Source organism: Luteimonas sp. RC10, from assembly GCF_014192745.1.
Lineage (GTDB): Bacteria > Pseudomonadota > Gammaproteobacteria > Xanthomonadales > Xanthomonadaceae > Luteimonas.
On the sequence record NZ_JACHYJ010000003.1, the window covers coordinates 257,771 to 280,569 of the forward strand.

Genomic DNA, 22,799 nt, shown 5'->3' on the forward strand with positions numbered 1-22,799 from the left:
AGCGGCAGCAGGACGAACGACGCAGGTCGCGGTCGGCATCGGGGCACTCCGTGAGGGGATGTGCGCAGGACGCTAGCGCGCGGCGGGTCTGGCCGCGGTGATGGCGCGCGCTGCGCCTTGCCCCCGACGCGCGCCGTGCTGCTGGAAAGGGCGCGCACGTCTCGAAGGGTCCTGTGGGCGCCGATCATTCCATGCCAGGCGGCGCGACATGCAGGCAGCGCATGGCCGACCGAACGTGCGGATCGACAGTCTGCCGTCCTCCCCGGTCTCGGGGCCTGGCATGCAAACGGGGACGGCGTCCGCCGTCCCCGTTGGTCACATGGCGCCGCGCCGGCCGCGCCGGGTCAGTCGACGCAGATCGTCCAGGCCACGCCGTCGCGCACCCGCTGCTGGCAGCCGAACGGATTGGTGTCGACGCTGCACTGGCCCTGCACTCGCGCGCTGTCGACGGTGCCTTCCGGCGCCAGGCACTGGCCCTGGCACTGCTGGCTGTCGGTGCACGCCTTGCCGGCATCGACGGTCTGCAGCAGGCACTGCGGCACCGGCGCCCGCCCCAGTTGCTTCCACTCGCCGCCGCGTTGCAGGCAGTCGGCCTCGTTGGTCACCGATGCGACCTCGGGACCGGCCTTGGGCTGGACGGTGTCGCGCTCGGCCGGCGCGCTGCAGGCAGCCAGCAGGGCGATGAGCAGGACGGGAACGATGCGCTTGAACATGGGTGGGCTCTCGCCAGACGAAGGAAGGGCGAGTCTAGAACCGACGATGTGAATCCGGCAGCAGAGCGCGCGCCGGCCGCCTCGTCATGCGCCCGCCCCCCGGCTTGGCACCCTCCCCGCCTGCGGGGGAGGGCTGGGGCGGGGGTGTGCCATCGCCTCAGCGCATCGCGCTCAGCGCCCGCCCTGCCCGCGCTCGCGCATGGCCTGCGCGTCGTCGAGCCAGTTCGCGCCCTTGTTCTTGAGGAAGAACACGTAGACCACCAGCGACACGGCGATCACCGACGTGGCGTAGATCACGAACGCGGTGACCTGGTCAGACTTGAGCGCAGCCTGGTAGAGCACCGGGGCGGTCCCGCCGAAGGCCGAGTTGGCCAGCGCGTAACCCAGGCCGACCCCCAGCGCACGCACGTGGATGGGGAACAGTTCGGCCTTCACCACCGCGTTGATCGACGTATAGCCAGTCAGGATCACGAAGCCGACGCCCAGGATCAGGAACGCCGACAGCGCATCGGTCTGCTGCGGCAGCGCGGTCACCATGTAGCCGGTGTAGAGCACCCCACCGATGCCGAAGAACACCAGCAGCGACTTGCGACCGATGCTATCCGACAGCCAGCCGCCGACCGGCTGGAGCACCATCAGGAAGGCCAGCAGGGCCAGGTTGATCCAGGTGCCGGTGATCGCATCGCCGCCGGCGAACGCGCTTTGGATCATCTTCGGGCCGTTGACCGAATACGTGTAGAACGCGATCGTGCCGCCGGCGGTGATCAAGAAGCACAGCAGCAGCGGACGCCACTGGTTGACGAACAACTCGCGCAGCGACCCCGAGGCGCGCGCGCCGCCGGTCTTGGCGGCCTCGATCGATTCGGTCTCCAGCGACTCGTCCATCGTGCGCCGCAGCCAGAACACCACGATCGCCGCGACGCCGCCCAGCGCGAAGGCCAGGCGCCAGCCCCACTCGGAGATCTGCGAGGTGTCGAGCAGCAACAGCATCGCCAGCAACGTGGCCTGCGCCAGCACATGGCCGCCGACCAGGGTCACGTAGTGGAACGAGGACAGGAAACCGCGGCGGCCGGGAATCGCGGCCTCGGACATGTAGGTCGCGCTGGCGCCGTACTCGCCGCCTGTCGCGAAGCCCTGCACCAGACGCGCAAGCAGCAGGATGATGGGCGCGGCGATGCCGATCGTGGCGACGGTCGGGGTGATCGCGATGACGAACGAACAGCCCGCCATCATCGACACCGAAACCGTCAGCGCCAGGCGCCGGCCGTAACGGTCGGCGAAGCGGCCGAAGTACCAAGCGCCGATCGGGCGCATCAGGAAGGTCATCGCAAAGATGCCCCAGACGTAGAGCGTGGCGTTCTTGTCCTCGGGTGAGAAGAACTGCGACTCGAAGTACGCCGCGAACACCGAGTAGACGTAGACGTCGAACCATTCGACAAGATTGCCGGCCGAGCCCTTGAGCGTGTTCGACACCGACCGGCGCAGGCTGGCGGGACGGGTCGCGCTGGGCGCGGCGGAAGACGCAGGATCGCTGGACACACGCATGGGGCAGGCTCGCCGAGTCGGGGCGGGCGAGTATAGGAACGCGGACCGCAAGACCATGTCGGCAAACGCGACGCGTCCGTGGACCACGCAATCGCGTGATCTGGCGGCAGCCGCCCTCGCCTACACGTGGGCGATCAGGCCGGCGCTGCCTCCGCACCGCCGCGCGCCAGCGGGTCGGGCAGCGGCGCGCCGGTCGCGACGAACGACAGCGATACCGAGTTGAGGCAGTGCCGCTCATAGGTCGGCGGCGGTCCGTCGGGGAACACGTGACCCAGGTGGCTACCGCAGCGCGCGCAGACCTCCTCGACCCGGATCATGCCGTGGCTGGTGTCGCGGATGCGGCCGATATGCGCTTCGTCGATCGGCGCGAAGAAGCTGGGCCAGCCGGTACCCGAGTCGAACTTGGCGCTGGAGCGGAACAGCGGCAGGCCGCACAGCCGGCAGCAATAGGTGCCTTCGCGCTTGTTGTCGAGAAACACGCCGCAGAACGGCGCTTCGGTGCCGTGTTGCAGCAGCACGCGACGCTCGTCGGCGGACAGGCCCGCTTCCAGGGCGGTGCGCTCGGCGGCGCTGGGCGGACGCAGATCAAACGAGGACACGGCATGCTCCGATGGAGATCGACCTTCCACAAGCTGGCGATGCACCGATCGCATTGCAAGCCCCGGCCAGCCCGCCTCCCGCCGCCTGGCGCTCCCAGATGGCGCTGGCTACTTCGTCCGCAGGTCGAGTCCTGCATCCACCAGCGGTGTCAGCACCCCGACATCCTCGACCGGCGACTTCGCCAGTCGCAATGTGCGCAGGCCGTGCATCGCGCGCAGCGGCGACACATCGCGCACCCGCGTCTCCTCCATCGTCAGCCAGCGCAGGCTGGGCAGCCCGGCCAGCACCGAGACATCGTCGACGGGGGTCCGTGACAGGTCCAGCGTTTCGAGCAGCCGCAACGGGGCGAGCGCGGCCATGTCGTCGAACGTGGTGTCGGCCAGGTCCAGGGTCTGGAGCGCGGTCAATTCCGCGATCACCGAGAAGTCGGTCACCGACGTTCCGCGCAGGCCCAGGTCGATGAGGTGGGCATGGTCGGTCAGCGCCGAGATGTCCTGCACCGGTGCATTGCTCAGCGACAGCCGTTCGAGCCGGCGCAGGCCCGCGACCGGCGTGAGCGCGGCGACCTGGGTATCGTGCAGATGCAACAGCCGCAGGGCCGGCATCCCGGCGACGACATCGATGCGCGCGACCCGGGTCGACCCCAGCGCCAGCCATTCGAGCTGCCGCAGGCCGGCCAGCGGCGTCAGGTCGGCGATCGTGCTGCCGGCAAGCCCGAGTTCGGTCAGCCCCGTCAGTCCGGCCAGCGGCCGGTAATCCACGACCTGGCTGTTGGCCAGCGACAAGACCTTGAGCGTCGTGAGCCGCGCCAACGGCGCGATGTCAGTAAACGGATTGCTGTTGAGCAAAGCGCTTTCGAGCGCGGGAAGTCCAGCGATCGGCGACAGGTCATCGATCGCGTTGTTCCCCAGATCCAGCGTCCTGAGCACGGGCTTGCCGCGCAGGAACCCGATATCGCGCACACCTGCGCTGGCGAGGTTGAGCAGGCGCAGTTCGCCGAGCGCGGCAATCGGCGAGAGATCCTGGACTTCGGTCTCCGACAGCGTCAGCACCCGCAGATCGGGCAATGTGCCGAGTGCGGAGATGTCGCGCACCAGACTGCTCGTCAGGTACAGCGTGCGCAGCGCGGGCAGACCCGACAGCGCGTCCAGGTCGCCGATCCGCGTGCCATGGAGGTTGAGCGTTTCCAGGGTGCGCAGCGCCGAGAGCGGCGCGATGTCGTGCACCGCGGTCTCGTACAGACTGAGGGTCTTGAGCGAGCGCAGGCCCGCCAGCGGCGCGACATCGACCACGCCGGACCGGCTGAGGTCGATCGACTCGAGTCCGTCCAGGGCCGCCAGCGCGGACAGATCGTGCAACTGCGGCAGCTGCATCAGATCCAGCGTCTTGCCGTCGAAGCCGGCATTGACCGCCATGATGTCGGCGGCGGCGATGCCGGGATTGTCGGCTGCCAGGGCGGCTGCGAGGCGCGCGAGCGCCGCATCCGGCGCTGTCGGCAGGTCACATCGCGCACGCACCGTCTGATCGTGCACATAGCCGCTGCGCAACGTGCCGCCGCGCGCGTCCAGCAGACTCACGCGATGGTAGCCATACCCCTCCGGCGTGGTGGTGGTGTCCTCGACGCGCAGGCGTTGCCCGTTGGGCATCCGTGCCGTCGCCGGATACTGGCGTGCGCTCGGCCCGTCGCGCAGGTGGGTGTAGGGGCTGGCGGCATTGCAGACCTGCACGACCGTCCCGCGTTCGACCGGCGCCGCCAGGGCCACCGGCACCACGCCCACGAGCCACACCGCGCATGCGGCCAGACACTCGATTCGCTTCATTGCCGCGCTCCCCATTGTCGGACCTTGCCTCTGACCTGGTGTTCAGAGCCGCCGCACGCACGATACGCCCGGCGCATGCTTCCTTCCATCCGGGCGCAGCCCCTGCCCGACCGCGCGCGCCGCGCGTCAGGGGGCCACAGTCAGCCGAGCATCGGCAGATCGAGACCCTGCGCCTTCGCGCAATCGGCGGCGATGGCGTAGCCGGCATCCGCATGCCGCATCACGCCGGTCGCCGGGTCGTTCCACAGCACGCGCTCGATGCGCCGGTCGGCGGCCTCGCTGCCGTCGCAGACGATCACCACACCCGAATGCTGCGAGTAGCCCATACCGACGCCGCCGCCGTGGTGCAGCGACACCCAGGTCGCGCCGCCGGCGACGTTGAGCATCGCATTGAGCAGCGGCCAGTCGCTGACCGCGTCGCTGCCATCGCGCATCGCCTCGGTCTCGCGGTTCGGGGAGGCCACCGAGCCCGAATCGAGGTGATCGCGGCCGATCACGATCGGCGCCTTGAGTTCGCCATTGCGCACCATCTCGTTGAACGCCAGGCCCAGCTTGTGGCGCAGGCCCAGCCCGACCCAGCAGATTCGCGCCGGCAGGCCCTGGAAGGCGATGCGCTCGGCGGCCATGTCCAGCCAGCGATGCAGGTGCGGGTCGTCGGGGATCAACGCCTTGACCTTGGCGTCGGTCCTGGCGATGTCCTCCGGATCGCCGCTCAGCGCGACCCAGCGGAACGGGCCGATCCCGCGGCAGAACAGCGGACGCACGTAGGCCGGCACGAAGCCGGGGAAATCGAAGGCGTTGTCCAGCCCCTCGTCCTTGGCCATCTGACGGATGTTGTTGCCGTAGTCGACGGTCGGGATGCCCTGCGCGTGGAAGGCCAGCATCGCCTCGACATGGACGCGCATGGAGGCCTTGGCCGCGTCGCGCACCGCGTCGGGATGGGCGGCCTGCTCAGCCATCCAGCGCTCGACCGTCCAGCCGATCGGCAGATAGCCGTGCACCGGGTCGTGCGCACTGGTCTGGTCGGTCACGCAATCTGGACGCACGCCGCGCCGCACCAGTTCGGGCAGGACCTCGGCGGCATTGCCGAGCAGCGCGATCGATTTCGCCTCGCCTGCCTGGGTATAGCGCGCGATGCGCGCCAGCGCGTCGTCGAGGTCGGTGGCCTGCTCGTCGACGTAGCGGGTCTTGAGTCGGAAGTCGATCCGGCTCTGCTGGCACTCGATCGTCAGCGAGCACGCGCCGGCCAAGCTCGCAGCCAGCGGCTGCGCCCCGCCCATGCCGCCCAGGCCCGCGGTCAGGATCCACCTGCCGGTCAGGTCGCCGCCGTAGTGCTGGCGGCCCATCTCGACGAAGGTCTCGTACGTGCCCTGCACGATGCCCTGGCTGCCGATGTAGATCCAGCTGCCGGCGGTCATCTGGCCGTACATCGCCAGGCCCTTGCGGTCGAGTTCGTGGAAGTGTTCCCACGTCGCCCAGTGCGGCACGAGATTGGAATTGGCGATCAGCACGCGCGGCGCATCGACATGGGTGCGGAACACACCGACCGGCTTGCCCGACTGCACCAGCAGGGTCTGGTCGTCCTCGAGCGTCTTGAGCGTCTCGAGAATCGCATCGAAGCAGGCCCAGTCGCGCGCGGCACGGCCGATGCCGCCGTAGACCACAAGATCCTCCGGGCGTTCGGCGACCTCGGGATCGAGATTGTTCTGCAGCATGCGGAACGGCGCTTCGGTCAGCCACGAACGGCAGGTCAGGGCGCTGCCGCGGGGCGCGCGGATCGTGCGGGAGGGGTCGTGGCGCGAGGCGTCGGTCATGGCGGCACTCGATAGGGCGATGGCGCGATTATCGCACCGGCACACCGGACGGCCTGACGCGCTGCGGCGTGAACGCCGCGGCCGTCGGCCGCTATGCTCGCGCGCATGCGCCCCGTCTCGCTCGCCATCGCCGCCGTGCTTGCTGCGTCCACCACCGTCGACGCGTCGCCCTTGCCTGCCCCCGCGGCGTCTCCCGCCAAGACCGACGTCCCGCGCGTGCTGGTGTTCACCCGCACTGCGGGCTATCGCCACGAGGCGATCCCCACGACGATCGCGACCCTGCGCGCACTCGGCGCGCAGGCCGGCGTCGAGATCGAGGCGAGCGAGGACCCGATGCATTTCGATGACGCGACGCTGGCCGGCTACCGCGCAGTCGTGTTCGCGCACACCACGGGCGAGGTGCTCGATGCGGACCAGCAGGCGGCCTTCGAACGCTATGTCGGCCACGGCGGCGGCTACCTCGGCATCCATGCCGCCGCCGACAGCGGCTACACCTGGCCGTGGTACGGCGACCTGGTCGGCGCCTGGTTCGCGCGCCACCCCGAGGGACTGCAGGCGGTGCGCGTGGTGTTCGAGCAGACGCCTGCGCCCCTGGGCCTGCGCGACTGGCAGGTCGTCGATGAGATCTACGATTACCGCCGCAATCCCCGTGCGGACGTGCGGGTGATTGCATCCATCGACCCGCACTCGCATGCGAGCGGTGGTATGGGCGACGACCACCCCATCGCGTGGTGTCACACGCGCGCCGGTGGCCGCGCCTGGTACACCGGGCTTGGCCACGACCCGGCGCTGTACGCCGACCCGGTATTCGGCGCGCATCTGCTGCAGGGGCTGCGCTGGACGACCGGTCAGGCCGACGCCTGCTGAGCCCGGACAGGGAAACGCCCGGACATGCCGGGCGTTTCGCGATCACGCACTTGGATGGCGCTCAGAACACCGACGGGTCCAGCCGGCGCAGGGCATCCTTGACGTCCACCGAGCCGGTGCGCTCGATGTCGCTGCGCGTATAGACCCGACCGCCACCGTCGACGCATTCCTGCTCGGCGCGCTTGGAGCGCGCATTGCGCGCCGCGGTCACGCGCGAGCCGGTCTCACGCACGCAGAAACGATCCGACGGGCTGGCACGCTGACCGCGCTCGCGCATCGCTTCTTCCTCTTCCTCCTGCTGCTGCGCCAGGGCGCCATGCGACACCGCACCAAGCGCCAGACCGGCGCACAGCGCCGCCATCCACCATTTGCTGTTCATCGCGCACTCCCGGTTGCTGATCCTGTTGCGCACGATACGCGCCCCGCCCCACCGCGTGGTCTGCGTCCGCTGAACGTTCAGTTTCCCCGAAACACGAAAACCGGAGTCAGAGTGCAATTTCCCAGCCAACGGGATCCCAGTGCGTGCCCACTGAAATTGCACTCTGACCCCGGTTCTGGCTTTGGGCTGTCATCTGGGCTCGGTATCCTGTGGGGATGATCGATGTTGCGCTTGCGCGCCGGATGGCGCCGTCTGTTCTTGTCTCCGTGGTGCTTTGCAGCGTGCTCGTGCTGGTGGGCTGCGCGACCCGCGCCGCGTCGCCCGCTGCCGCAGATCCGCGGCCCACGCTGCTGCTGATTTCGCTCGACGGCGTGCGCCCCGACTATCTGGGGCGCGGTGAGACGCCGCATCTCGACACGCTCGCGCGCGGCGGTGTGCATGGCTGGATGCGGCCGTCATATCCGTCGCTGACCTTCCCCAACCATTACACGCTGGTGACCGGGCTGCGCCCCGACCGCCATGGCATCGTGCACAACTCGATGCATGACGCCGTGTTGGGCGACTTCAAGCTGTCCGACCGCACCGCCGTCGAGAACGCGGCCTGGTGGAACGAGGGCGAGCCGCTGTGGGTGACCGCCGAGAACGCCGGGCTGGCGACCGCCACGCTGTCGTGGCCCGGCAGCGAGGCGCCGGTACGTGGCGTGCGACCGACACGCTGGCTGCCGTTCGACAAGGCCCGCCCGCTCGACACGCGCGTGGACACGGTGCTCGGTTGGCTGTCCGAACCCGATGCCACCCGCCCACGGCTGGCGACGCTGTACTTCGAGCATGTGGACTCGGCCGGCCACCACGACGGCCCCAACGCCCCGCAGACGCATGCGGCGTTGCGCCAGGTCGACGCAGCGATCGGCCGGCTCGTCGCCGGCCTGCGCGCGCACGGCGTGTTCGATCGCACGAACATCGTCGTCGTCTCCGACCACGGCATGGCCGAGGTCGCGCCCGGTCACGTCATCGCGGTCGAGGACATGGTGGCGCCCGAGGAGGCGCGCGTGGTCTCGGTCGGCCAGGTCGTGGGCATCGCGCCCCTTCCCGGTCACGAGGCCGCGGTCGCCGCGCGCCTGCTCGGCGTGCACCCGCGCTACGACTGCTGGCGCAAGGAGGCGTTGCCGGCGCGCTGGGCCTACGGCCGCCATCCGCGCGTGCCGCCCATCGTCTGCCAGATGCACGAGGGCTGGGACGCGCTGCCGCGCGAGACCGTCGCCACGCGCGATGCCGGGCCACGTGGCTCGCATGGCTTCGATCCGGCGCTGCCGTCGATGCGCGCGGTGTTCATCGCGCACGGCCCGGCATTCGGCGACGGCGTCGTCCTGGACGGCTTCGACAACGTCGACGTCTACCCGTTGTTGGCCCGGCTGATCGGCGTGGCACCGGCCGATCACGATGGCAACGCCGCGACATTGCTGCCCGCGCTGCGGCCCGGCAATCCCCGCTGAACGCGGCGGCGGCGCCTCCTGCTGGGGCGGGCCGCGCGCCCCACATTCGTGTCCGAAAACGGCCAGTTCTGCGTCGGGCGCAGTGCTAGCCTGCGGGCATGTCGTCGCCTCCCCCCCTGCCCGATCCCGCCGTCTGCGAACAGGCGCGCCTGAGCCGCGACGCGCGCTTCGACGGGGTGTTCTTCACCGCGGTGCGCACCACCGGCATCTACTGCCGCCCGGTGTGTCCGGCGCCGCCGCCGCGGGCCGAGAACGTGACCTATTACGCCAATGCGGCCGCGGCCCAGGCCGATGGCTTCCGGCCCTGTCTGCGCTGCCGCCCGGAACTGGCACCAGGCGACGGGCATTGGCACCGCGGCGACGATGTCGTGGCGCGCGCACTGGCGCTGATCGATCGCGGCGTGCTCGACGACGCGCCGCTGGCGGCGCTGGCGGCGCAGTTGCACCTGGGCGAACGCCAGTTACGGCGGTTGTTCGTCGAGCGCCTGGGCGCAGCGCCGATCGGCGTACGCGGCACGCGCCGTCTGCTGTTCGCCAAGCAACTACTGACCGAGACCGCCTTGCCGGTCACCGAAGTCGCGCTGGCCGCCGGCTTTGCCAGCCTGCGCCGGTTCAACACCGCATTCCGCGAGGCCTATCGCATGGCGCCGCGCGATCTGCGCCGGCAGCCCGGGGTGGCCGCTGCGAGCGACGGACTGGTGCTCCGGCTCGGCTACCGGCCGCCGTACAACTTCGCCGCGATGCTGGACTTCCTGCGCAGCCGCGCGCTGCCCGGCATCGAGCGCATCGACGAGGCCCGCTACACCCGGGTCGTCGGCGACGCGGCGGCGGCAGGTTGGCTGCGCGTGTCGCACTGGCCGGCCACGGCGGCCGGCCCGGCGCATGCCTTGCGGCTCGAACTGCACGGCATCGCGCCGACGCGGCTGCAGGACACCGTGCGGCGCGTGCGGCGGATGTTCGATCTCGATGCCGAGCCGACTGCAATCGCCGCGCACCTGGCGCAGGATCCCCGGCTGGCGCCGCTGCTGCGCGCCCGGCCGGGCCTGCGCCTGCCCAGCGGCTGGGACGGGTTCGAGATCGCGGTCCGTTCGGTGATCGGCCAGCAGGTCAGCGTGGCCGCCGCGCGCACGCTGACCGCACGGCTGTCGCAGCGCTTCGGCCACCCCCTGCCCGAGATGCTGGCCGCCCAGGGATTCGCCCATCTGTTCCCGACGCCCGAGGCACTGGTCGATGGCGATTTCGACGGCCTCGGCCTGATCGGCAGCCGCATCGCGACGATCCGCGCGATCGCCGCGGCGCTGCTCGACGGCCGCGTGGATTTCGACCCGGCGCGCACGCTCGACGAGACCGTCGCCCGCTGGACTGCGCTGCCCGGTATCGGCCCCTGGACGGCGCAGTACATCGCGCTGCGCGCGCTCGGCCATCCCGACGCGTTTCCCGCACAGGATCTCGTGCTGCAGAAGGCCGTACCCACCGATGGCAGCCGGCTCGACGCGCGCGCACTGCAGGCACGCGCACAGGCCTGGCGGCCCTGGCGCGGCTACGCGGTCTTCCACCTGTGGCGCGATGCCGCGCTGTCGGCCCCGCCCGCCGCCACCCGCTCCCGGAGCCCCCGATGACCATCCCGCCCGTCTTCACCACCGTGCTCGACACCCCGATCGGTCCGTTGCAGCTCGCCGCCTCCGATGCCGGCCTGCACGCGATCGACTTCCCGCAATCACGGCCGCCGCTGCGCGGGCGCGCGCACTGGCAGGCCGGCGACCACGCGCTGCTGCGCGAGACGGCGGCACAACTGCGCGCCTACTTCGCCAGGCGGCTGCGGCGCTTCGATCTGCCGCTGGCCGCCGACGGCACCGCGTTCCAGCGCGAGGTCTGGCAGGCGCTCGCGCGCATCCCCTACGGCACCACGACCAGCTACGTGGGACTGGCACGCGAGCTCGGCCGGCCGACCGCCAGTCGTGCGGTCGGCGCCGCGAACGGGCGCAATCCGATCCCGATCGTCGTGCCCTGCCACCGGGTGATCGGCGCCAGTGGTGCGCTGACCGGCTTCGCCGGCGGCGTGCCGACGAAACAGTTCCTGCTCGAGCTCGAAGGTGCGCTACCGACCGCCGAAGGTCTGTTCGCCGCGCAAGCGACAGCGCCGGCCGCGTAACCGGCCTGCCTGGAATCGACCCAGCGCTGCGCGCGACGATCGCGGGCCCGCGGCCGCACGCGTCTCAGCGCAGCGCCGGCCGTTCCTGGGTGAGGTGCGCGGCAATCAGACGCCGGAACGGGGTGAGCTGCTGCGCGATGCGCAGCGTGGCGCTGCGGACCAGGCGCGCCGGCGCGCGGTCGTCGGTGTAGAGGCTGGCGACGATGCCGGTCGCGGCGAACAGTGGCCACGTCGCCACCCGATGCTGGCGCTGGAAGCGTGCGAGCACCGCGCGTCCGGCGATGTCGCGCCCGGCGTCCTGCGCCCGGCGGATACCGTCGGCCAGGCGTTCGGCGCCCTGCAGGCCGAGGTTGAAGCCGTGCGCGGTGACCGGATGCATGCCGACGGCGGCATCGCCGATCAACGCCGCGCGCTCGGCGACGAAGCGATCGGCATAAACGCCGACCAGCGGATAGACATGGCGCGTGCCGACCGTGGTCATCGTGCCCAGCCGGTCGAGGAACCGGCGCTGGATGTCGGCCGCGAACGCGGCATCGTCCATCGCTTCGACCTGCGCCATCGCCTCCGGCGGCAGGGTCAGCACCACCGACGCCTTGCCCGCATCGAGCGGCAGCAGCGCCATCGTCTGGCCATGCCCGAACCATTCCCAGGCAACGTGGTCGTGCGGGCGTTCGTGCGCGACGCGGCACACCAGCATGCGCTTGCCGAAGTCGCGCATGCGCGCGCCGATGCCGAGCATGCGGCGCACGTCCGAGAACCGGCTGTCGGCGGCGACCAGCAGGCGCGCCGCCACGGTCTTGCCGCCATCGAGGGCGAGCTCGACGCTGTCGCTGCGGTGGGTGACGCCGCGCACCGCGGTGTCGCAGATCAATTCCACATTCGCCAGGCCGTCGACCGCATCGAACGCCGCCTGCCGGATCTGGTGATTGGGCACCAGCCAGCCGAGCTGGCGGCCGTTGCCGTCGCCGGCAGTGATCGTCAGGCCGGTGTCGGCGTCGCCGTTGAGGATGCGGGCATCGCGCAGGTCGAAGATCTGCGCCGGATCGAGCCGGGCCCACAGCCCCAGGGTCTCCATGATCCGGCGGGAGCCATGGGTCAACGCGATCTCGCGGCCATCGAATGCAGGCTTGGCGATCGCCTCGCGCGACTGGCGCTCGATCAGCGCGATCTTCAGCCCCGTACCGGCCAGCGCGCGGGCGAAGCACAAGCCGGCCGGCCCGGCTCCGACGATGGCGATATCGACCTGCATGCGCACAACTCCAGCAACGAACAATGCCGGCAGGATACCGACGCCGGCCAGCGCCCCGCGTTGACCTGAATCAAGCTGCGAGGCGGCACCTCGCTGTCACTGCGCCAGCAGCCGGCGCATCGCTTCGGCGTAACCCTGCGCCGCTTGCGCATGCAGCCGGTGGCGTCCGTCGACGACCAGCCGCTGACCGGCGACCTCGACCTCGCGTACCAGCGGCCGGTTGCCGGCAAACAGCCAGCGATCGGCGACGTCGGCCGGCGTCGCACCGGCGAGCAGCGGCGTATCGGCATCGAGCACGACGGCATCGTCGCGCTGCGCGAACCCGGTCGCGGACGAGGCGCTGGCGGCCACGCCGGCGAGCAGGGTCGCACCGACGCTTGCCGAGGCCGGCCCGACCGCGATGTTGCGCCGACGCCCGACCAGGCGCTGGCCATACTCCAGCCAACGCAGTTCCTCGACCGGCGACACCGAGATATGGGAGTCCGAACCGATGCCCCAGGCACCGCCCGCATCGAAATAGGCGCGCAGCGGGAACAGGCCGTCGCCGAGATTGGCCTCGGTCGTCGGACACAGCGCGACGGTCGCACCGCTGCGCGCGATGCCGGCGATCTCGTCCGCGTCCAGGTGGGTCGCATGGACCAGCGTCCAGCGTGCATCGACTGGCGCATGGTCGAGCAGCCAGGCCACAGGACGCGCCCCGCGCACCGCGATGCAGTCGTCGACCTCGGCGGTCTGCTCGGCGATATGGATGTGCACGCGCGCCTCCGGCGGTAGTGCCGCCAGCACCGCCGTCATCGCATCGCGCGGGACCGCACGCAGGCTGTGCAGCGCGCAGCCCACGCGCAGGCCCGCGCCCTGGCGTGCATGCAGATCGGCGAACAACCGCAGATAGCCATCGACATCGTGGCCGAAGCGCTGCTGACGCGGACCCAGCGGCCGCCCGTCGAAACCGCCCGTCATGTACAGCACCGGCAACAGTGTCAGCCGGATGCCGGTCGTCTCGGCCGCCTCGATCAGCGCATCGGCCATCGCCGATGCCGGCGCATACGGTCGGCCGTCGGGCGCATGGTGCACATAGTGGAACTCGCAGACCGTGGTATAGCCGGCTTCGAGCATCTCCACGTAGAGCTGGGTGGCGACTGCGCGCAGTGTGTCGGGATCGAAGCGCGCGGCCATCCGGTACATCGTCTCGCGCCAGGTCCAGAACGAATCGGCCGGATCGGTCTGGACCTCGGCCAGGCCCGCCATCGCGCGCTGGAACGCATGCGAGTGCAGATTGGCGATGCCCGGCAGGCGCCAGCCTGCGGACGTGCGCTGGATCGGGACCGGCGGAAGGTGTGACATCGGGGCGACTCCGGAAGCGAGTGCGCTAGGCTAGCCTGTCTGCCCGGGGGGAGCATCGCGTGCCCGACGCGTGGGGTGTTCTGCTGCGGGTGCTCGCCGCATACGGCACGTTCTCGTGGTGGTCGCGCAGGCGCGCCCGGCGCCACAAGCAACGCGGCGGTGGCGGCTTGGACAACGGCGATGGCTTCGACGGGCGCGACGACAACGACGGAGGCGACGATGGGGGCGACTGAACGCTGGGATGGGCTGATCGTCGGGCCGACGCTGGTCACGCTGGCCGACGACGCCGGCTATGGGTTGATCGAGGACGGCGCGCTGGGTTGGCACGACGGCACGATCGTGCACGTCGGCCCGCGCGCCGCGCTGCCCGCGCCGGCGGCGCAGTTGGCCGAGCGGGTGATCGAGGCCGAGGGCCTGCTGACCCCGGGGCTCGTCGACTGCCACACCCACCTGGTGTTCGGCGGCGACCGCGCTGCGGAGTTCGAGCAACGGCTGCAGGGCGTGAGTTACGAAGCCATCGCGCGCAGCGGCGGGGGCATCGTCTCCACCGTGCGCGCAACCCGCGCCGCCGACGAGGATGCGCTGCTCGTGCAGTCGTTGCCGCGTGCGCGTGCGCTGCTCGCCGACGGCGCAACGACGCTGGAGATCAAGTCGGGCTATGGCCTGGACTTCGACCACGAACGCAAGATGCTGCGCGCCGCCCGGCGCATCGGCCAGGCGCTGGGCATCACCGTACGCACGACGTTCCTCGGCGCGCATGCCCTGCCGCCTGAGTACGCCGGGCGCGGCGACGCCTACATCGACGCGGTCTGCGCGTGGCTGCCGCGCCTGCACCAGGAGGGCCTGGTGGACGCGGTCGATGCGTTCGCCGAGCGCATCGCCTTCGATGCGGCGCAGACGCGCCGGGTGTTCGAGGTCGCGCGCGCGCTCGGCGTGCCGGTCAAACTGCACGCCGACCAGCTCAGCGACGGCGACGGCGCCGCGCTGGTGGCCGCGTTCGGCGGTCTGTCGGCCGACCATGTCGAGCACACCTCGCAGGCCGGCGTCGAGGCGATGGCGGCTGCCGGCACGGTCGCGGTGCTGTTGCCCGGCGCGTTCCACGTGCTGCGCGAAACCCGGCTGCCGCCGCTCGATGCATTCCGCGCCGCCGGCGTGCCGATGGCCGTGGCGACCGACTGCAATCCCGGCACCTCGCCGCTGCTGTCGCTGCGCCAGGCCATGCAGTTGGCGGTCACCCACTTCCGGCTCACCCCCGAAGAAGCCCTGCGCGGGGCGACCGTGCACGCGGCGCGTGCGCTGGGACTGTCCGATCGCGGACGCCTGGTGCCGGGCCTGCGCGCAGACTTCGCCTGCTGGCGCCTCGCGCAGCCAGCCGAACTCGTCTATTGGCTCGGCGGCCCGATGCTCGAGATGGCCTTCGCCGCCGGCCGCCGTCTGCCCTGACCCACCTCAAGGACCCATCCGTATGCGCCTGCTTCCACTCGCCCTCGCCCTGGCCCCGCTGCTGACCGTGGCCGCTGCCCAGGCGCATGCCCAGGCCGATGAGGCCGCACGCCGGCTGGCCCAGGACGCGATCATCGTCGACACCCACATCGACGCACCCGGTGTGCTGCTCGAGCGCTGGGCCGACCTCGGCGAGGCCGCGCCCGACCGCGAGTTCGACTACCCACGCGCACGCGCCGGCGGTCTGGATGTGGCCTTCATGTCGATCTATACCTCGGCCGGGCAGGACGCTGCCGGCACCGCACGCGAGATCGCCCACCGGCAGATCGACGCGGTCGAGGCACTGACCGCGCGCCATCCCGACCGCTTCGCGATCCTGCGCTCGCCCCGCGATGTCGACCGCCTGCGCACCGCAGCGGACGGCAGCCAACGCGTGCTGCTGCCGTTGGGGATGGAGAACGCCGCGCCGATCGGCGACGACCTGGCGCAGCTCACGACCTTCTTCGACCGCGGCGTGCGCTACATCACGCTCGCGCACAGTGCGGCCAACCGGGTCGCCGATTCGTCCTACGGCAAAGCGCGCCGCTGGAACGGGCTGAGCCCATTCGGGCGCCAAGTCGTCGCCGAGATGAACCGGCTCGGGATCATGGTCGATGTCTCGCATGTCTCCGACGCGGCGGCCGAGCAGGCGATCGCGCTGAGCACGGTGCCGGTGATCGCCAGCCACTCGGCATTCCGGCACTTCACGCCGGGCTTCGAGCGCAACATCAGCGATGCGCTCGCCCGCGCCATCGCCGCCAAGGGCGGTGTGGTACAGATCCCGTTCGGCACCGCGTTCGTCGATGCGCAGACCGCCGCCGACACCCAGGCCTGGTTCGATGCGGTCGCGGCCTTCGACGCGGACAACGCCAAGCGCGTCGCTGCCGGACAACCGGCGCTCGATGCCGCCCAGTTCCAGCACGACTGGGCCGCCGCGCATCCCACGCGCCAGACGCCGCTCGAATCTGTGCTGCAGCAGATCGACCATGGCGTACGCCTGCTCGGCGTCGACCATGTGGGCCTGGGCTCGGACTTCGATGGCGTAGACGGTGCGCTGGCGCAGGGCCTGCGCGACGTGTCCGACTTCCCCAACCTCGTGGCCGGCCTACAGGCGCGCGGCTATACCGACGCCGACATCCGCAAGATCCTCGGCGGCAACCTGCTGCGGGTCTGGACCGAGGTCGAGGCCGGCGCCGGCCGCTGAAGCGGCAGCCCGGCCCGTGACACGCGAAAGCCCCGCCTGGGCGGGGCTTTCGGCATGACCGGCGTCGCCGCCGGTCGCGTCCTGCAGTCGGCCCGGTCCGGGCGCCAAGCGCCGGACCTGGGGCCCGACGTCAGGAGGCCTTCTTGGCGACGGCCTTCTTGGCCGGGGCCTTGGCCACGGTCTTGGTGCCGGTCTTCTTCGCGACCGGTGCGGTCGCGGTGCCAGCGGCCTTGACGACGCCCTTCGAACGGGAATTGCCGTAGCTCGCGTTGTAGCGCTTGCCCTTGAGGGTTCTGCGATCGCCCTTGCCCATGAATCTGCTCCTGATGTCCTGCGAGTATTGAATGCGGTAGACGCGAATGTGCGCCCGACGGGCGCACAAGACCGCGGATTCTAGCACGCGGCCGACGCTGCGGCGACGCGTCAGCGCGCGCCGTGAAGATGGGTCAGCCGCAGGTTCAGCAGGTGCGCGCCGGCCAGCAGCAGCCCACCGATCGTCATCACCACCGCATGGGTGAACGTGTGGTCGTGCAGGTGGGTGAACGCACCCGCCCACACCAGCGCCAGGCCCGGCAGCAGCAGGAACCAGGCGCGGAACACGCGATGCCGGCGATACCCCAGTGTCAGCGTGGTCAGGCCCAGCAGCGTCGCGAACACGACGAACGCCTGGTCGATGTCCACCCAGCCGCCCAGGTTCAAACCCAGCGCAGGCAGCAACGCAAGCGCCAGCGGCAACAAGGCGCAATGGATTGCGCAGAGGAACGAGGCAGCGAAACCGACGCGGTCGGCCCGTCGCAGGGCGGAATCGTGTGCAGGCATGTCTTTTGGGGGATACGAAGGACGATGTAACATTATAACATCCGTGTCTTGGCCACCAGTGTACCCCATCCGCATGAACGACCTCCCCATCTCGCCCCGCCTGCCCCGCCGCGCCCGTCTGACCGTCGCGATCGCCCTGTTGCTGCCCGCCACCGCGGCGTTCGCGCAGAACCAGACCCATGCCCACCCGACCACGCTTGACCGTGTCCAGGTCACCGCAACCCCGCTCGGCGGCGACGCCGAGGATCTCGCGCACCCCATTGAAGTGTTGTATGGCGACGCGCTGGACGACCGCAAGGCCGGCAACCTGGGCGACACCGTGTCCGCCCTGCCCGGCGTGCAGAGCGGCTTCTTCGGCACCGGTGTCGGCCGCCCGATCATCCGCGGCCAGGAAGGCCCGCGCGTGCAGATCCTGTCCGGCGGCATCGGCAGCATGGATGCCTCGACCGTCAGCGCCGACCATGCGGTCAGCATCGAGCCCTTCCTCGCCGACCAGATCGAGGTGCTCAAGGGGCCGGCCAACCTGCTCTACGGCAGCGGCGCGGTCGGCGGCGCGGTCAATGTCGTCGACGGCCGCATCGCCCGCGCGGTGCCCGACCGGCCGGTCAGCGGCCGGGCGGAACTGCGCGCGGCCAGCGGCAATGGCGAGCGCAGCGGCATGTTCCGGCTCGACGGCGTCAACGGCGACAACCTGGTGCTGCATGTCGACGGCCTGGTCCGCAACACCGGCGACTTCGACATCCCGGGCTACGCGCAGGTGCCGGGCGACCACGATCACGGCGACCACGACGACCATGATCACGACCACGAGGCCGAGAACGCCTACGGGCGCCTGCCCAACAGCTCGATCCGCACGCGCGCCGGCGCGCTCGGCGCGACCTGGTTCGGCACGCGCGGCCATCTGGGGCTCGCGGTCAGCACCTATCGCACCAACTACGGGCTGCCTGACGGCGCGCACGTGCATGCCGAGGACGACCATGGGCATGGGCACGACGACGATGGCCACGACCACGACCATGGTCATGACGACCACGATCACGACCACGGCGAAGAAGGCCACGACCACGGCTCGGTGCGCATCGACATGGTGCAGAACCGTCTCGACCTGAAGGGCGGCATCTACGATCCGCTGCCGTTCCTGAGCGCAGTGAACCTGCGCGCGGCCTACAACGATTACGAACACGTCGAGCTCGAGGGCGGCCTGGCGGCCACGCGCTTCACCAACAAGGGCACCGAGGCCCGGCTGGAAGCGGTGCAGAACGAGATCGCCGGCTGGCGTGGTGCATTCGGGCTCCAGGTCGGCCACGTCGATTTCGGCGCCGTCGGCGAAGAGGCATTCGTGCCGCCGAGCGTCACCGACACACTCGGGCTGTTCGTCGTGCAGGAGAAGGAGTTCGGGCCGGTGAAGCTCGAGTTCGGCGGCCGCCACGAACGGGTCGAGATCGACCCTGCGGCAGGGACATCGCGCAAGTTCGACGCCAGCAGCCTGTCGGGCGCGGCGATCTGGCACCTGTCGGAGGTCTTCGACCTGCGCCTGGGCGCCGACATGTCCGAACGCGCGCCCACCAACGAGGAACTGTTCGCCGCCGGCCCGCATATCGCCACCCGGTCGATCGAGATCGGCGATGCGGACCTGGGCACCGAGCGCGGGCAGCGTCTGGAGGTGGGCCTGCATGCGCATACCGGCGGGGTCGAGCTCAAGGCCGCGGTCTACCAGACGCGGTTCGACCGCTACACCTATCTGGCCGACACCGGCGTCGCCGAGCAGGGCTTCCCGGTGCGCCTGTGGACCCAGGGCGATGCGACGTTCCGCGGCGCCGAAGCCGAGGCGAAATTCCACCTGGTCGAATCGGACGCGGGCGACTTCGACCTGCGTGTGTTCGGTGATGTCGTGCGCGCCGAGCTGGACGGCAGCGGGACCCGGCACGTGCACTTCGATGTGCCCCACGGCGACCATGCGCACCACTACCACGCCGACATCCCGCTCGGCGGCAACCTGCCGCGCATCGCACCGGCGCGCATCGGTGCCGACCTCAACTGGAGCCTTGGCGGCTGGCGCGCGAATGTCGGCGCGGTGCGCTATCAGAAGCAGGATCGCGTGGCCGCACTGGAGGATCCGAGCCCGGGCTACACCCTGGTCAACGCCGGCGTCGCCTGGCGCGTCGGCGAGGCCGACGGGACGCAGTGGGAGCTGTTCCTCGACGGTCGCAACCTGACCGACCAGGAAGCGCGTGCGCACACCTCGCTATTGCGCGACTACGCCCCGCTCCCCGGCCGCACGATCGCCGGCGGCATCCGCGTGTACTTCTGACGCGGTCCTGACCCACTCGGCACCGTGTGCCCAGATCCCGTCCCGGCTCGCCGGGGCGGGACATCAAGTCGGCGCGCTGCAGCCCATCCAGTCCTGCATCGCGCCCGCGCATGCAGGCAGGCAGCCTATCGGCCGTCGTGGCTCAGTGGGCGCCGCCGTTCACGCACTGGGCGCACAGACCGTGCACCTCCAGCGTCTGCGCCTGCGGCATGAAACCCAGCGTGCGGGCACGCGCATCGAGCGAGGCGACCACCGCTTCGTCCTCCAGTTCCACCGCACTGTGGCACTGGTCGCAGATCAGAAACGGCACCGAATGCTGCGCGGTGCTCGGATGGTGGCAGGCGACGAAGGCATTGACCGACTGCAGCTTATGGATGAAGCCGTTGGCCAGCAGGAAATCCAACGCGCGATACACGGTCGGCGGCGCCGCGGCGCCCGGCCCCCCGCCATCACGGACCTGATCGAGCAGGTCGTAAGCCTTCAGCGGCTTGCCGGCCTTGGCGATCAGGCCCAGCACGTGGCCCCGGATCGGCGTCAGCCGCAGCCCCCGCTCATTGCAGGCGCGTTCGACGGCACGGACGAAACCGGCGGCGTCGTCAACGTGATGATGCGGATCCGTGCAGGCGTTGATCTGTCCCATCGGTAGATGATGGCGGTGCCGCGACGCGGACTCAAGTCGGGCGCGCGGGGAGCGATGGCGCGGCCCCCGTCGCGCATTGGCACGCGATTCGCCTTGCGTGCAGCTTCGTGATGAGTGCCTCGACGCCCTCAGGCGTCGGGGGTCATCGCAATCGCGGCCTCGATGCGGCGCAGGGCCTCATCGCGGCCGGCCAGATACACCGTGTGCCCGATGTCGGGGCTGACCTGGGTGCCGGTGATCGCCACTCGCATCGGCTGGGCGACCTTGCCCATGCCTAAGCCGAGCGCCTCGGCGGTCTCGTGCAAGGCCGCGCCAATCGCTTCGGCCGTCCAGTCCGGCAACGCCACCAGGCGCGCACGCGCGTCGGTCAGCGGCGCCCGCGCGTCGGCCTTGAGGTGCTTGGCCACGGCCTTGTCATCGTACTCGGTCAACGGGCGGTACCAGACCGCCGCGCGCTCGGACATTTCCTTGAGCGTCTGCACCCGGTCGCGCAGCGCGACCACCACATCGGCCGGCGCGGGACCCATCGACAGGTCGTAGCCATCGCGGCGCAGGTGCCAGTCCAGATGCGCGGCGACCGCGGCCGGCTCGTCGGACTTCAGGTACTGCTGGTTGAGCCAGCCGAGCTTGGCCGGATCCAGACGCGAGGCCTTGGCGTTCACGTCCTTGAGGTCGAACAGCGCGCGCATCTCGTCGATCGAGAAGATCTCCTGATCGCCATGCGACCAGCCCAGCCGCACCAGGTAGTTGAGCAGCGCATGCGGCAGGTAGCCGGCATCGCGGTACTGCATGACATCGGCCGCGCCGGTGCGCTTGGAAAGCTTGGCACCCTGCTCGTCGAGGATCATCGGCAGGTGCGAGAACGCCGGTGGCTGCGCGCCGAGCGCGCGATAGATATTGATCTGCCGTGGGGTGTTGTTGACGTGGTCGTCGCCGCGTACGACATCAGTGATGCCCATATCGAGGTCATCGACCACGACGGCGAAGTTGTAAGTCGCGTAGCCGTCCGGACGGAACAGCACCAGATCGTCGAGCTCGCTGTTGGCGATCTCGATTCGCCCCTTGACCTTGTCGTCCCAGACGACCGTGCCTTCGAGCGGATTCTTCAGGCGGATCACCCGGTTCGGGTCCTCGCGCCGCGGCTCACCGCGCTCGCGATAGGCACCGTCGTAGCGCGGCTTGTCGCCGCGGGCCATCGCTGCCTCGCGCATGGCATCGAGCTCGTCCTTCGACTCGTAGGCGTAGTAGGCCTTGTCGTCGGCGACGAGTTGCTCGGCGACCTCGCGATAGCGGTCGAGGCGATGGGTCTGGTAGATCGGGCCTTCGTCGTAGTCCAGGCCGAGCCAGTCCATTGCCTCCAGGATCGCGTCGATCGCGGCCTGCGTGCTGCGTTCGCGGTCGGTGTCCTCGATGCGGAGCACGAACTGCCCGCCGCGGCGGCGCGCTTCCAGCCAGCAATACAGCGCGGTGCGGGCGCCGCCGATGTGCAGATAGCCGGTGGGACTGGGCGCGAAGCGGGTACGGCAGCTCATGCGGAACGCTCGAAACGGGGAAACCGCGCATTCTACCCGTGCCGCCCCCGCCGCCGGGACGCGCCGCGGGGCGGGCGGGCTTCTACAATGGCGCGATGACGACCTACTTCCTGTCCGACCTCCACCTCGACCCGGCGCGTCCGGCGATCACCGAGCTGTTTGCCGCGTTCCTCGACGGCGAGGCGCGACAGGCACAGGCGCTGTACGTACTCGGTGATCTGTTCGAGTCGTGGGTCGGCGACGACGATCCGTCCGAAGCCGGCGCGCTGGTCGCCGATCGCCTGCGCGCGCTGTCGGACGCCGGCGTGCCGGTGGCCTTCATGCATGGCAATCGCGACTTCCTCGTCGGCGACGCCTGGGCGCAGCGCGCGGGCCTGCGGATCCTGCCCGACCCGGCGGTGATCCTGCTGTACGACCGCCCGGTGCTGCTGACCCACGGCGACCTGCTGTGCACCGACGATGTCGAGTACCAGGCGATCCGTGCCCAGACCCGCGACCCCCGCTGGCAGGCGCAGATGCTGGCCCAGCCGCTGGCCGCGCGGCTGGCCTTCGCGCAGCAGGCGCGCAATGCCAGTCAGGCCCGCGCGGCCGCGCTGCGCGAGGCCGGCACGATGGAGAGCATCACCGACGTCGCGCCGGCCACGGTCGCCGAATGGTTCGTCCGCTACGGCATCGACACGATGATCCACGGCCACACCCACCGCCCCGCGATCCACGAGCTCCAGGTGGCCGAGCGCGCCTGCCGCCGCATCGTCCTCGGCGACTGGTTCGAACAGGGCTCGGTGCTGCGCGCAAGCGCCGACGGCCGCTTCGAGCTTTCGGCGCTGTAGACAGC

General features: G+C 70.5%; 21 protein-coding genes. 9 read left to right on the plus strand and 12 right to left on the minus strand.

Going from position 1 to position 22,799, the window contains the following annotated elements; all coding sequences use genetic code 11:
- Positions 1-344 precede the first annotated feature (344 nt).
- The 5 genes from FHW73_RS08075 to hutU form a co-directional block, all read right to left on the minus strand.
- Complete coding sequence (locus FHW73_RS08075) at positions 345-713, minus strand: hypothetical protein (protein ID WP_183426192.1); 369 nt, start codon at positions 711-713, stop codon at positions 345-347.
- A gap of 171 nt (positions 714-884) precedes the next feature.
- Positions 885-2,252: an MFS transporter gene (locus FHW73_RS08080; RefSeq protein WP_183426282.1), complete on the minus strand. Its 1,368-nt coding sequence runs from the start codon at positions 2,250-2,252 to the stop codon at positions 885-887.
- 140 nt (positions 2,253-2,392) lie between these two features.
- A complete protein-coding gene (gene msrB, locus FHW73_RS08085) occupies positions 2,393-2,857 on the minus strand; it encodes a peptide-methionine (R)-S-oxide reductase MsrB (RefSeq protein WP_183426193.1) in 465 nt (154 codons plus the stop codon).
- Between the two features lie 108 nt (positions 2,858-2,965).
- Positions 2,966-4,678 carry a leucine-rich repeat domain-containing protein gene (locus FHW73_RS08090; RefSeq protein WP_183426194.1) on the minus strand — a complete coding sequence of 571 codons (1,713 nt, stop codon included), beginning with the start codon at positions 4,676-4,678 and terminating at the stop codon, positions 2,966-2,968.
- A gap of 140 nt (positions 4,679-4,818) precedes the next feature.
- Complete coding sequence (hutU, locus tag FHW73_RS08095; RefSeq protein ID WP_183426195.1) at positions 4,819-6,492, minus strand: urocanate hydratase; 1,674 nt, start codon at positions 6,490-6,492, stop codon at positions 4,819-4,821.
- A gap of 105 nt (positions 6,493-6,597) precedes the next feature.
- On the opposite strand from hutU, the gene FHW73_RS08100 reads away from it, so the two are divergent.
- Complete coding sequence (locus FHW73_RS08100; protein ID WP_183426196.1) at positions 6,598-7,359, plus strand: ThuA domain-containing protein; 762 nt, start codon at positions 6,598-6,600, stop codon at positions 7,357-7,359.
- 61 nt (positions 7,360-7,420) lie between these two features.
- Here FHW73_RS08100 and FHW73_RS08105 read toward each other — a convergent pair whose 3' ends face one another.
- Entirely contained in the window at positions 7,421-7,738 is a 318-nt protein-coding gene (locus FHW73_RS08105; RefSeq protein ID WP_183426197.1) for a hypothetical protein, read from the minus strand.
- 242 nt (positions 7,739-7,980) lie between these two features.
- Between FHW73_RS08105 and FHW73_RS08110 the strand changes: the two genes are divergently transcribed.
- The 3 genes from FHW73_RS08110 to FHW73_RS08120 all read left to right on the plus strand — a co-directional run bounded on the left by FHW73_RS08110 (position 7,981) and on the right by FHW73_RS08120 (position 11,383).
- Complete coding sequence (locus FHW73_RS08110) at positions 7,981-9,231, plus strand: ectonucleotide pyrophosphatase/phosphodiesterase (protein ID WP_183426283.1); 1,251 nt, start codon at positions 7,981-7,983, stop codon at positions 9,229-9,231.
- Positions 9,232-9,329: 98 nt separating this feature from the next.
- Positions 9,330-10,850 (plus strand): AlkA N-terminal domain-containing protein, encoded by a 1,521-nt coding sequence (locus tag FHW73_RS08115; RefSeq protein ID WP_183426198.1) that lies wholly within the window; start codon positions 9,330-9,332, stop codon positions 10,848-10,850.
- Positions 10,847-11,383, plus strand: coding sequence for a methylated-DNA--[protein]-cysteine S-methyltransferase (locus FHW73_RS08120; RefSeq protein WP_183426199.1), 537 nt, complete (start codon positions 10,847-10,849; stop codon positions 11,381-11,383). Before FHW73_RS08115 ends, FHW73_RS08120 begins: the two co-directional genes overlap by 4 nt.
- Before the next feature lie 64 nt (positions 11,384-11,447).
- On the opposite strand, the gene ubiM is transcribed toward FHW73_RS08120, so the two are convergent.
- Together ubiM and FHW73_RS08130 are read right to left on the minus strand one after the other, a co-directional pair.
- Positions 11,448-12,632, minus strand: a complete 1,185-nt coding sequence (ubiM, locus tag FHW73_RS08125; protein WP_183426200.1) for a 5-demethoxyubiquinol-8 5-hydroxylase UbiM — start codon at positions 12,630-12,632, stop codon at positions 11,448-11,450.
- A gap of 96 nt (positions 12,633-12,728) precedes the next feature.
- Positions 12,729-13,976, minus strand: coding sequence for a formimidoylglutamate deiminase (locus FHW73_RS08130; RefSeq protein WP_183426201.1), 1,248 nt, complete (start codon positions 13,974-13,976; stop codon positions 12,729-12,731).
- 59 nt (positions 13,977-14,035) lie between these two features.
- Here FHW73_RS08130 and FHW73_RS08135 point away from each other — a divergent pair, with 59 nt between their 5' ends.
- The 3 genes from FHW73_RS08135 to FHW73_RS08145 are packed head-to-tail and all read left to right on the plus strand — an operon-like array spanning position 14,036 to position 16,662.
- Positions 14,036-14,209, plus strand: coding sequence for a hypothetical protein (locus FHW73_RS08135; protein ID WP_183426202.1), 174 nt, complete (start codon positions 14,036-14,038; stop codon positions 14,207-14,209).
- Positions 14,196-15,419, plus strand: a complete 1,224-nt coding sequence (hutI, locus tag FHW73_RS08140) for an imidazolonepropionase (protein WP_183426203.1) — start codon at positions 14,196-14,198, stop codon at positions 15,417-15,419. The genes FHW73_RS08135 and hutI overlap by 14 nt, the downstream gene beginning before the upstream one ends.
- Before the next feature lie 22 nt (positions 15,420-15,441).
- Positions 15,442-16,662, plus strand: a complete 1,221-nt coding sequence (locus FHW73_RS08145) for a dipeptidase (protein WP_183426204.1) — start codon at positions 15,442-15,444, stop codon at positions 16,660-16,662.
- A 130-nt stretch (positions 16,663-16,792) separates the two neighbouring features.
- On the opposite strand, the gene FHW73_RS08150 is transcribed toward FHW73_RS08145, so the two are convergent.
- Together FHW73_RS08150 and FHW73_RS08155 are read right to left on the minus strand one after the other, a co-directional pair.
- Entirely contained in the window at positions 16,793-16,975 is a 183-nt protein-coding gene (locus FHW73_RS08150) for a 30S ribosomal protein THX (RefSeq protein ID WP_047137582.1), read from the minus strand.
- Between the two features lie 110 nt (positions 16,976-17,085).
- Positions 17,086-17,481 (minus strand): MerC family mercury resistance protein, encoded by a 396-nt coding sequence (locus FHW73_RS08155; RefSeq protein ID WP_183426205.1) that lies wholly within the window; start codon positions 17,479-17,481, stop codon positions 17,086-17,088.
- 73 nt (positions 17,482-17,554) lie between these two features.
- Between FHW73_RS08155 and FHW73_RS08160 the strand changes: the two genes are divergently transcribed.
- A complete protein-coding gene (locus FHW73_RS08160) occupies positions 17,555-19,792 on the plus strand; it encodes a TonB-dependent receptor (protein ID WP_183426206.1) in 2,238 nt (745 codons plus the stop codon).
- A 142-nt stretch (positions 19,793-19,934) separates the two neighbouring features.
- On the opposite strand, the gene FHW73_RS08165 is transcribed toward FHW73_RS08160, so the two are convergent.
- Both FHW73_RS08165 and gltX read right to left on the minus strand, forming a co-directional pair.
- On the minus strand, positions 19,935-20,432 hold the full coding sequence (locus FHW73_RS08165) for a transcriptional repressor (protein WP_183426207.1): 498 nt from the start codon (positions 20,430-20,432) through the stop codon (positions 19,935-19,937).
- 128 nt (positions 20,433-20,560) lie between these two features.
- Positions 20,561-21,964 (minus strand): glutamate--tRNA ligase, encoded by a 1,404-nt coding sequence (gltX, locus tag FHW73_RS08170; RefSeq protein ID WP_183426208.1) that lies wholly within the window; start codon positions 21,962-21,964, stop codon positions 20,561-20,563.
- Positions 21,965-22,059: 95 nt separating this feature from the next.
- On the opposite strand from gltX, the gene lpxH reads away from it, so the two are divergent.
- A complete protein-coding gene (gene lpxH / locus FHW73_RS08175) occupies positions 22,060-22,794 on the plus strand; it encodes a UDP-2,3-diacylglucosamine diphosphatase (RefSeq protein ID WP_183426209.1) in 735 nt (244 codons plus the stop codon).
- Positions 22,795-22,799 lie beyond the last annotated feature (5 nt).

Excerpts from the sequence above, each read along its gene's own strand:
- FHW73_RS08075 (WP_183426192.1), bottom strand. The coding sequence starts at position 713 with ATGTTCAAGCGCATCGTTCCCGTCCTGCTCATCGCCCTGCTGGCTGCC.
- FHW73_RS08090 (WP_183426194.1), bottom strand. The coding sequence starts at position 4,678 with ATGAAGCGAATCGAGTGTCTGGCCGCATGCGCGGTGTGGCTCGTGGGC.
- hutU (WP_183426195.1), bottom strand. The coding sequence starts at position 6,492 with ATGACCGACGCCTCGCGCCACGACCCCTCCCGCACGATCCGCGCGCCC.
- FHW73_RS08100 (WP_183426196.1), top strand. The coding sequence starts at position 6,598 with ATGCGCCCCGTCTCGCTCGCCATCGCCGCCGTGCTTGCTGCGTCCACC.
- FHW73_RS08105 (WP_183426197.1), bottom strand. The coding sequence starts at position 7,738 with ATGAACAGCAAATGGTGGATGGCGGCGCTGTGCGCCGGTCTGGCGCTT.
- FHW73_RS08110 (WP_183426283.1), top strand. The coding sequence starts at position 7,981 with ATGGCGCCGTCTGTTCTTGTCTCCGTGGTGCTTTGCAGCGTGCTCGTG.
- FHW73_RS08115 (WP_183426198.1), top strand. The coding sequence starts at position 9,330 with ATGTCGTCGCCTCCCCCCCTGCCCGATCCCGCCGTCTGCGAACAGGCG.
- FHW73_RS08120 (WP_183426199.1), top strand. The coding sequence starts at position 10,847 with ATGACCATCCCGCCCGTCTTCACCACCGTGCTCGACACCCCGATCGGT.
- ubiM (WP_183426200.1), bottom strand. The coding sequence starts at position 12,632 with ATGCAGGTCGATATCGCCATCGTCGGAGCCGGGCCGGCCGGCTTGTGC.
- FHW73_RS08130 (WP_183426201.1), bottom strand. The coding sequence starts at position 13,976 with ATGTCACACCTTCCGCCGGTCCCGATCCAGCGCACGTCCGCAGGCTGG.
- hutI (WP_183426203.1), top strand. The coding sequence starts at position 14,196 with ATGGGGGCGACTGAACGCTGGGATGGGCTGATCGTCGGGCCGACGCTG.
- FHW73_RS08145 (WP_183426204.1), top strand. The coding sequence starts at position 15,442 with ATGCGCCTGCTTCCACTCGCCCTCGCCCTGGCCCCGCTGCTGACCGTG.
- FHW73_RS08150 (WP_047137582.1), bottom strand. The coding sequence starts at position 16,975 with ATGGGCAAGGGCGATCGCAGAACCCTCAAGGGCAAGCGCTACAACGCG.
- FHW73_RS08155 (WP_183426205.1), bottom strand. The coding sequence starts at position 17,481 with ATGCCTGCACACGATTCCGCCCTGCGACGGGCCGACCGCGTCGGTTTC.
- FHW73_RS08160 (WP_183426206.1), top strand. The coding sequence starts at position 17,555 with ATGAACGACCTCCCCATCTCGCCCCGCCTGCCCCGCCGCGCCCGTCTG.
- FHW73_RS08165 (WP_183426207.1), bottom strand. The coding sequence starts at position 20,432 with ATGGGACAGATCAACGCCTGCACGGATCCGCATCATCACGTTGACGAC.
- gltX (WP_183426208.1), bottom strand. The coding sequence starts at position 21,964 with ATGAGCTGCCGTACCCGCTTCGCGCCCAGTCCCACCGGCTATCTGCAC.
- lpxH (WP_183426209.1), top strand. The coding sequence starts at position 22,060 with ATGACGACCTACTTCCTGTCCGACCTCCACCTCGACCCGGCGCGTCCG.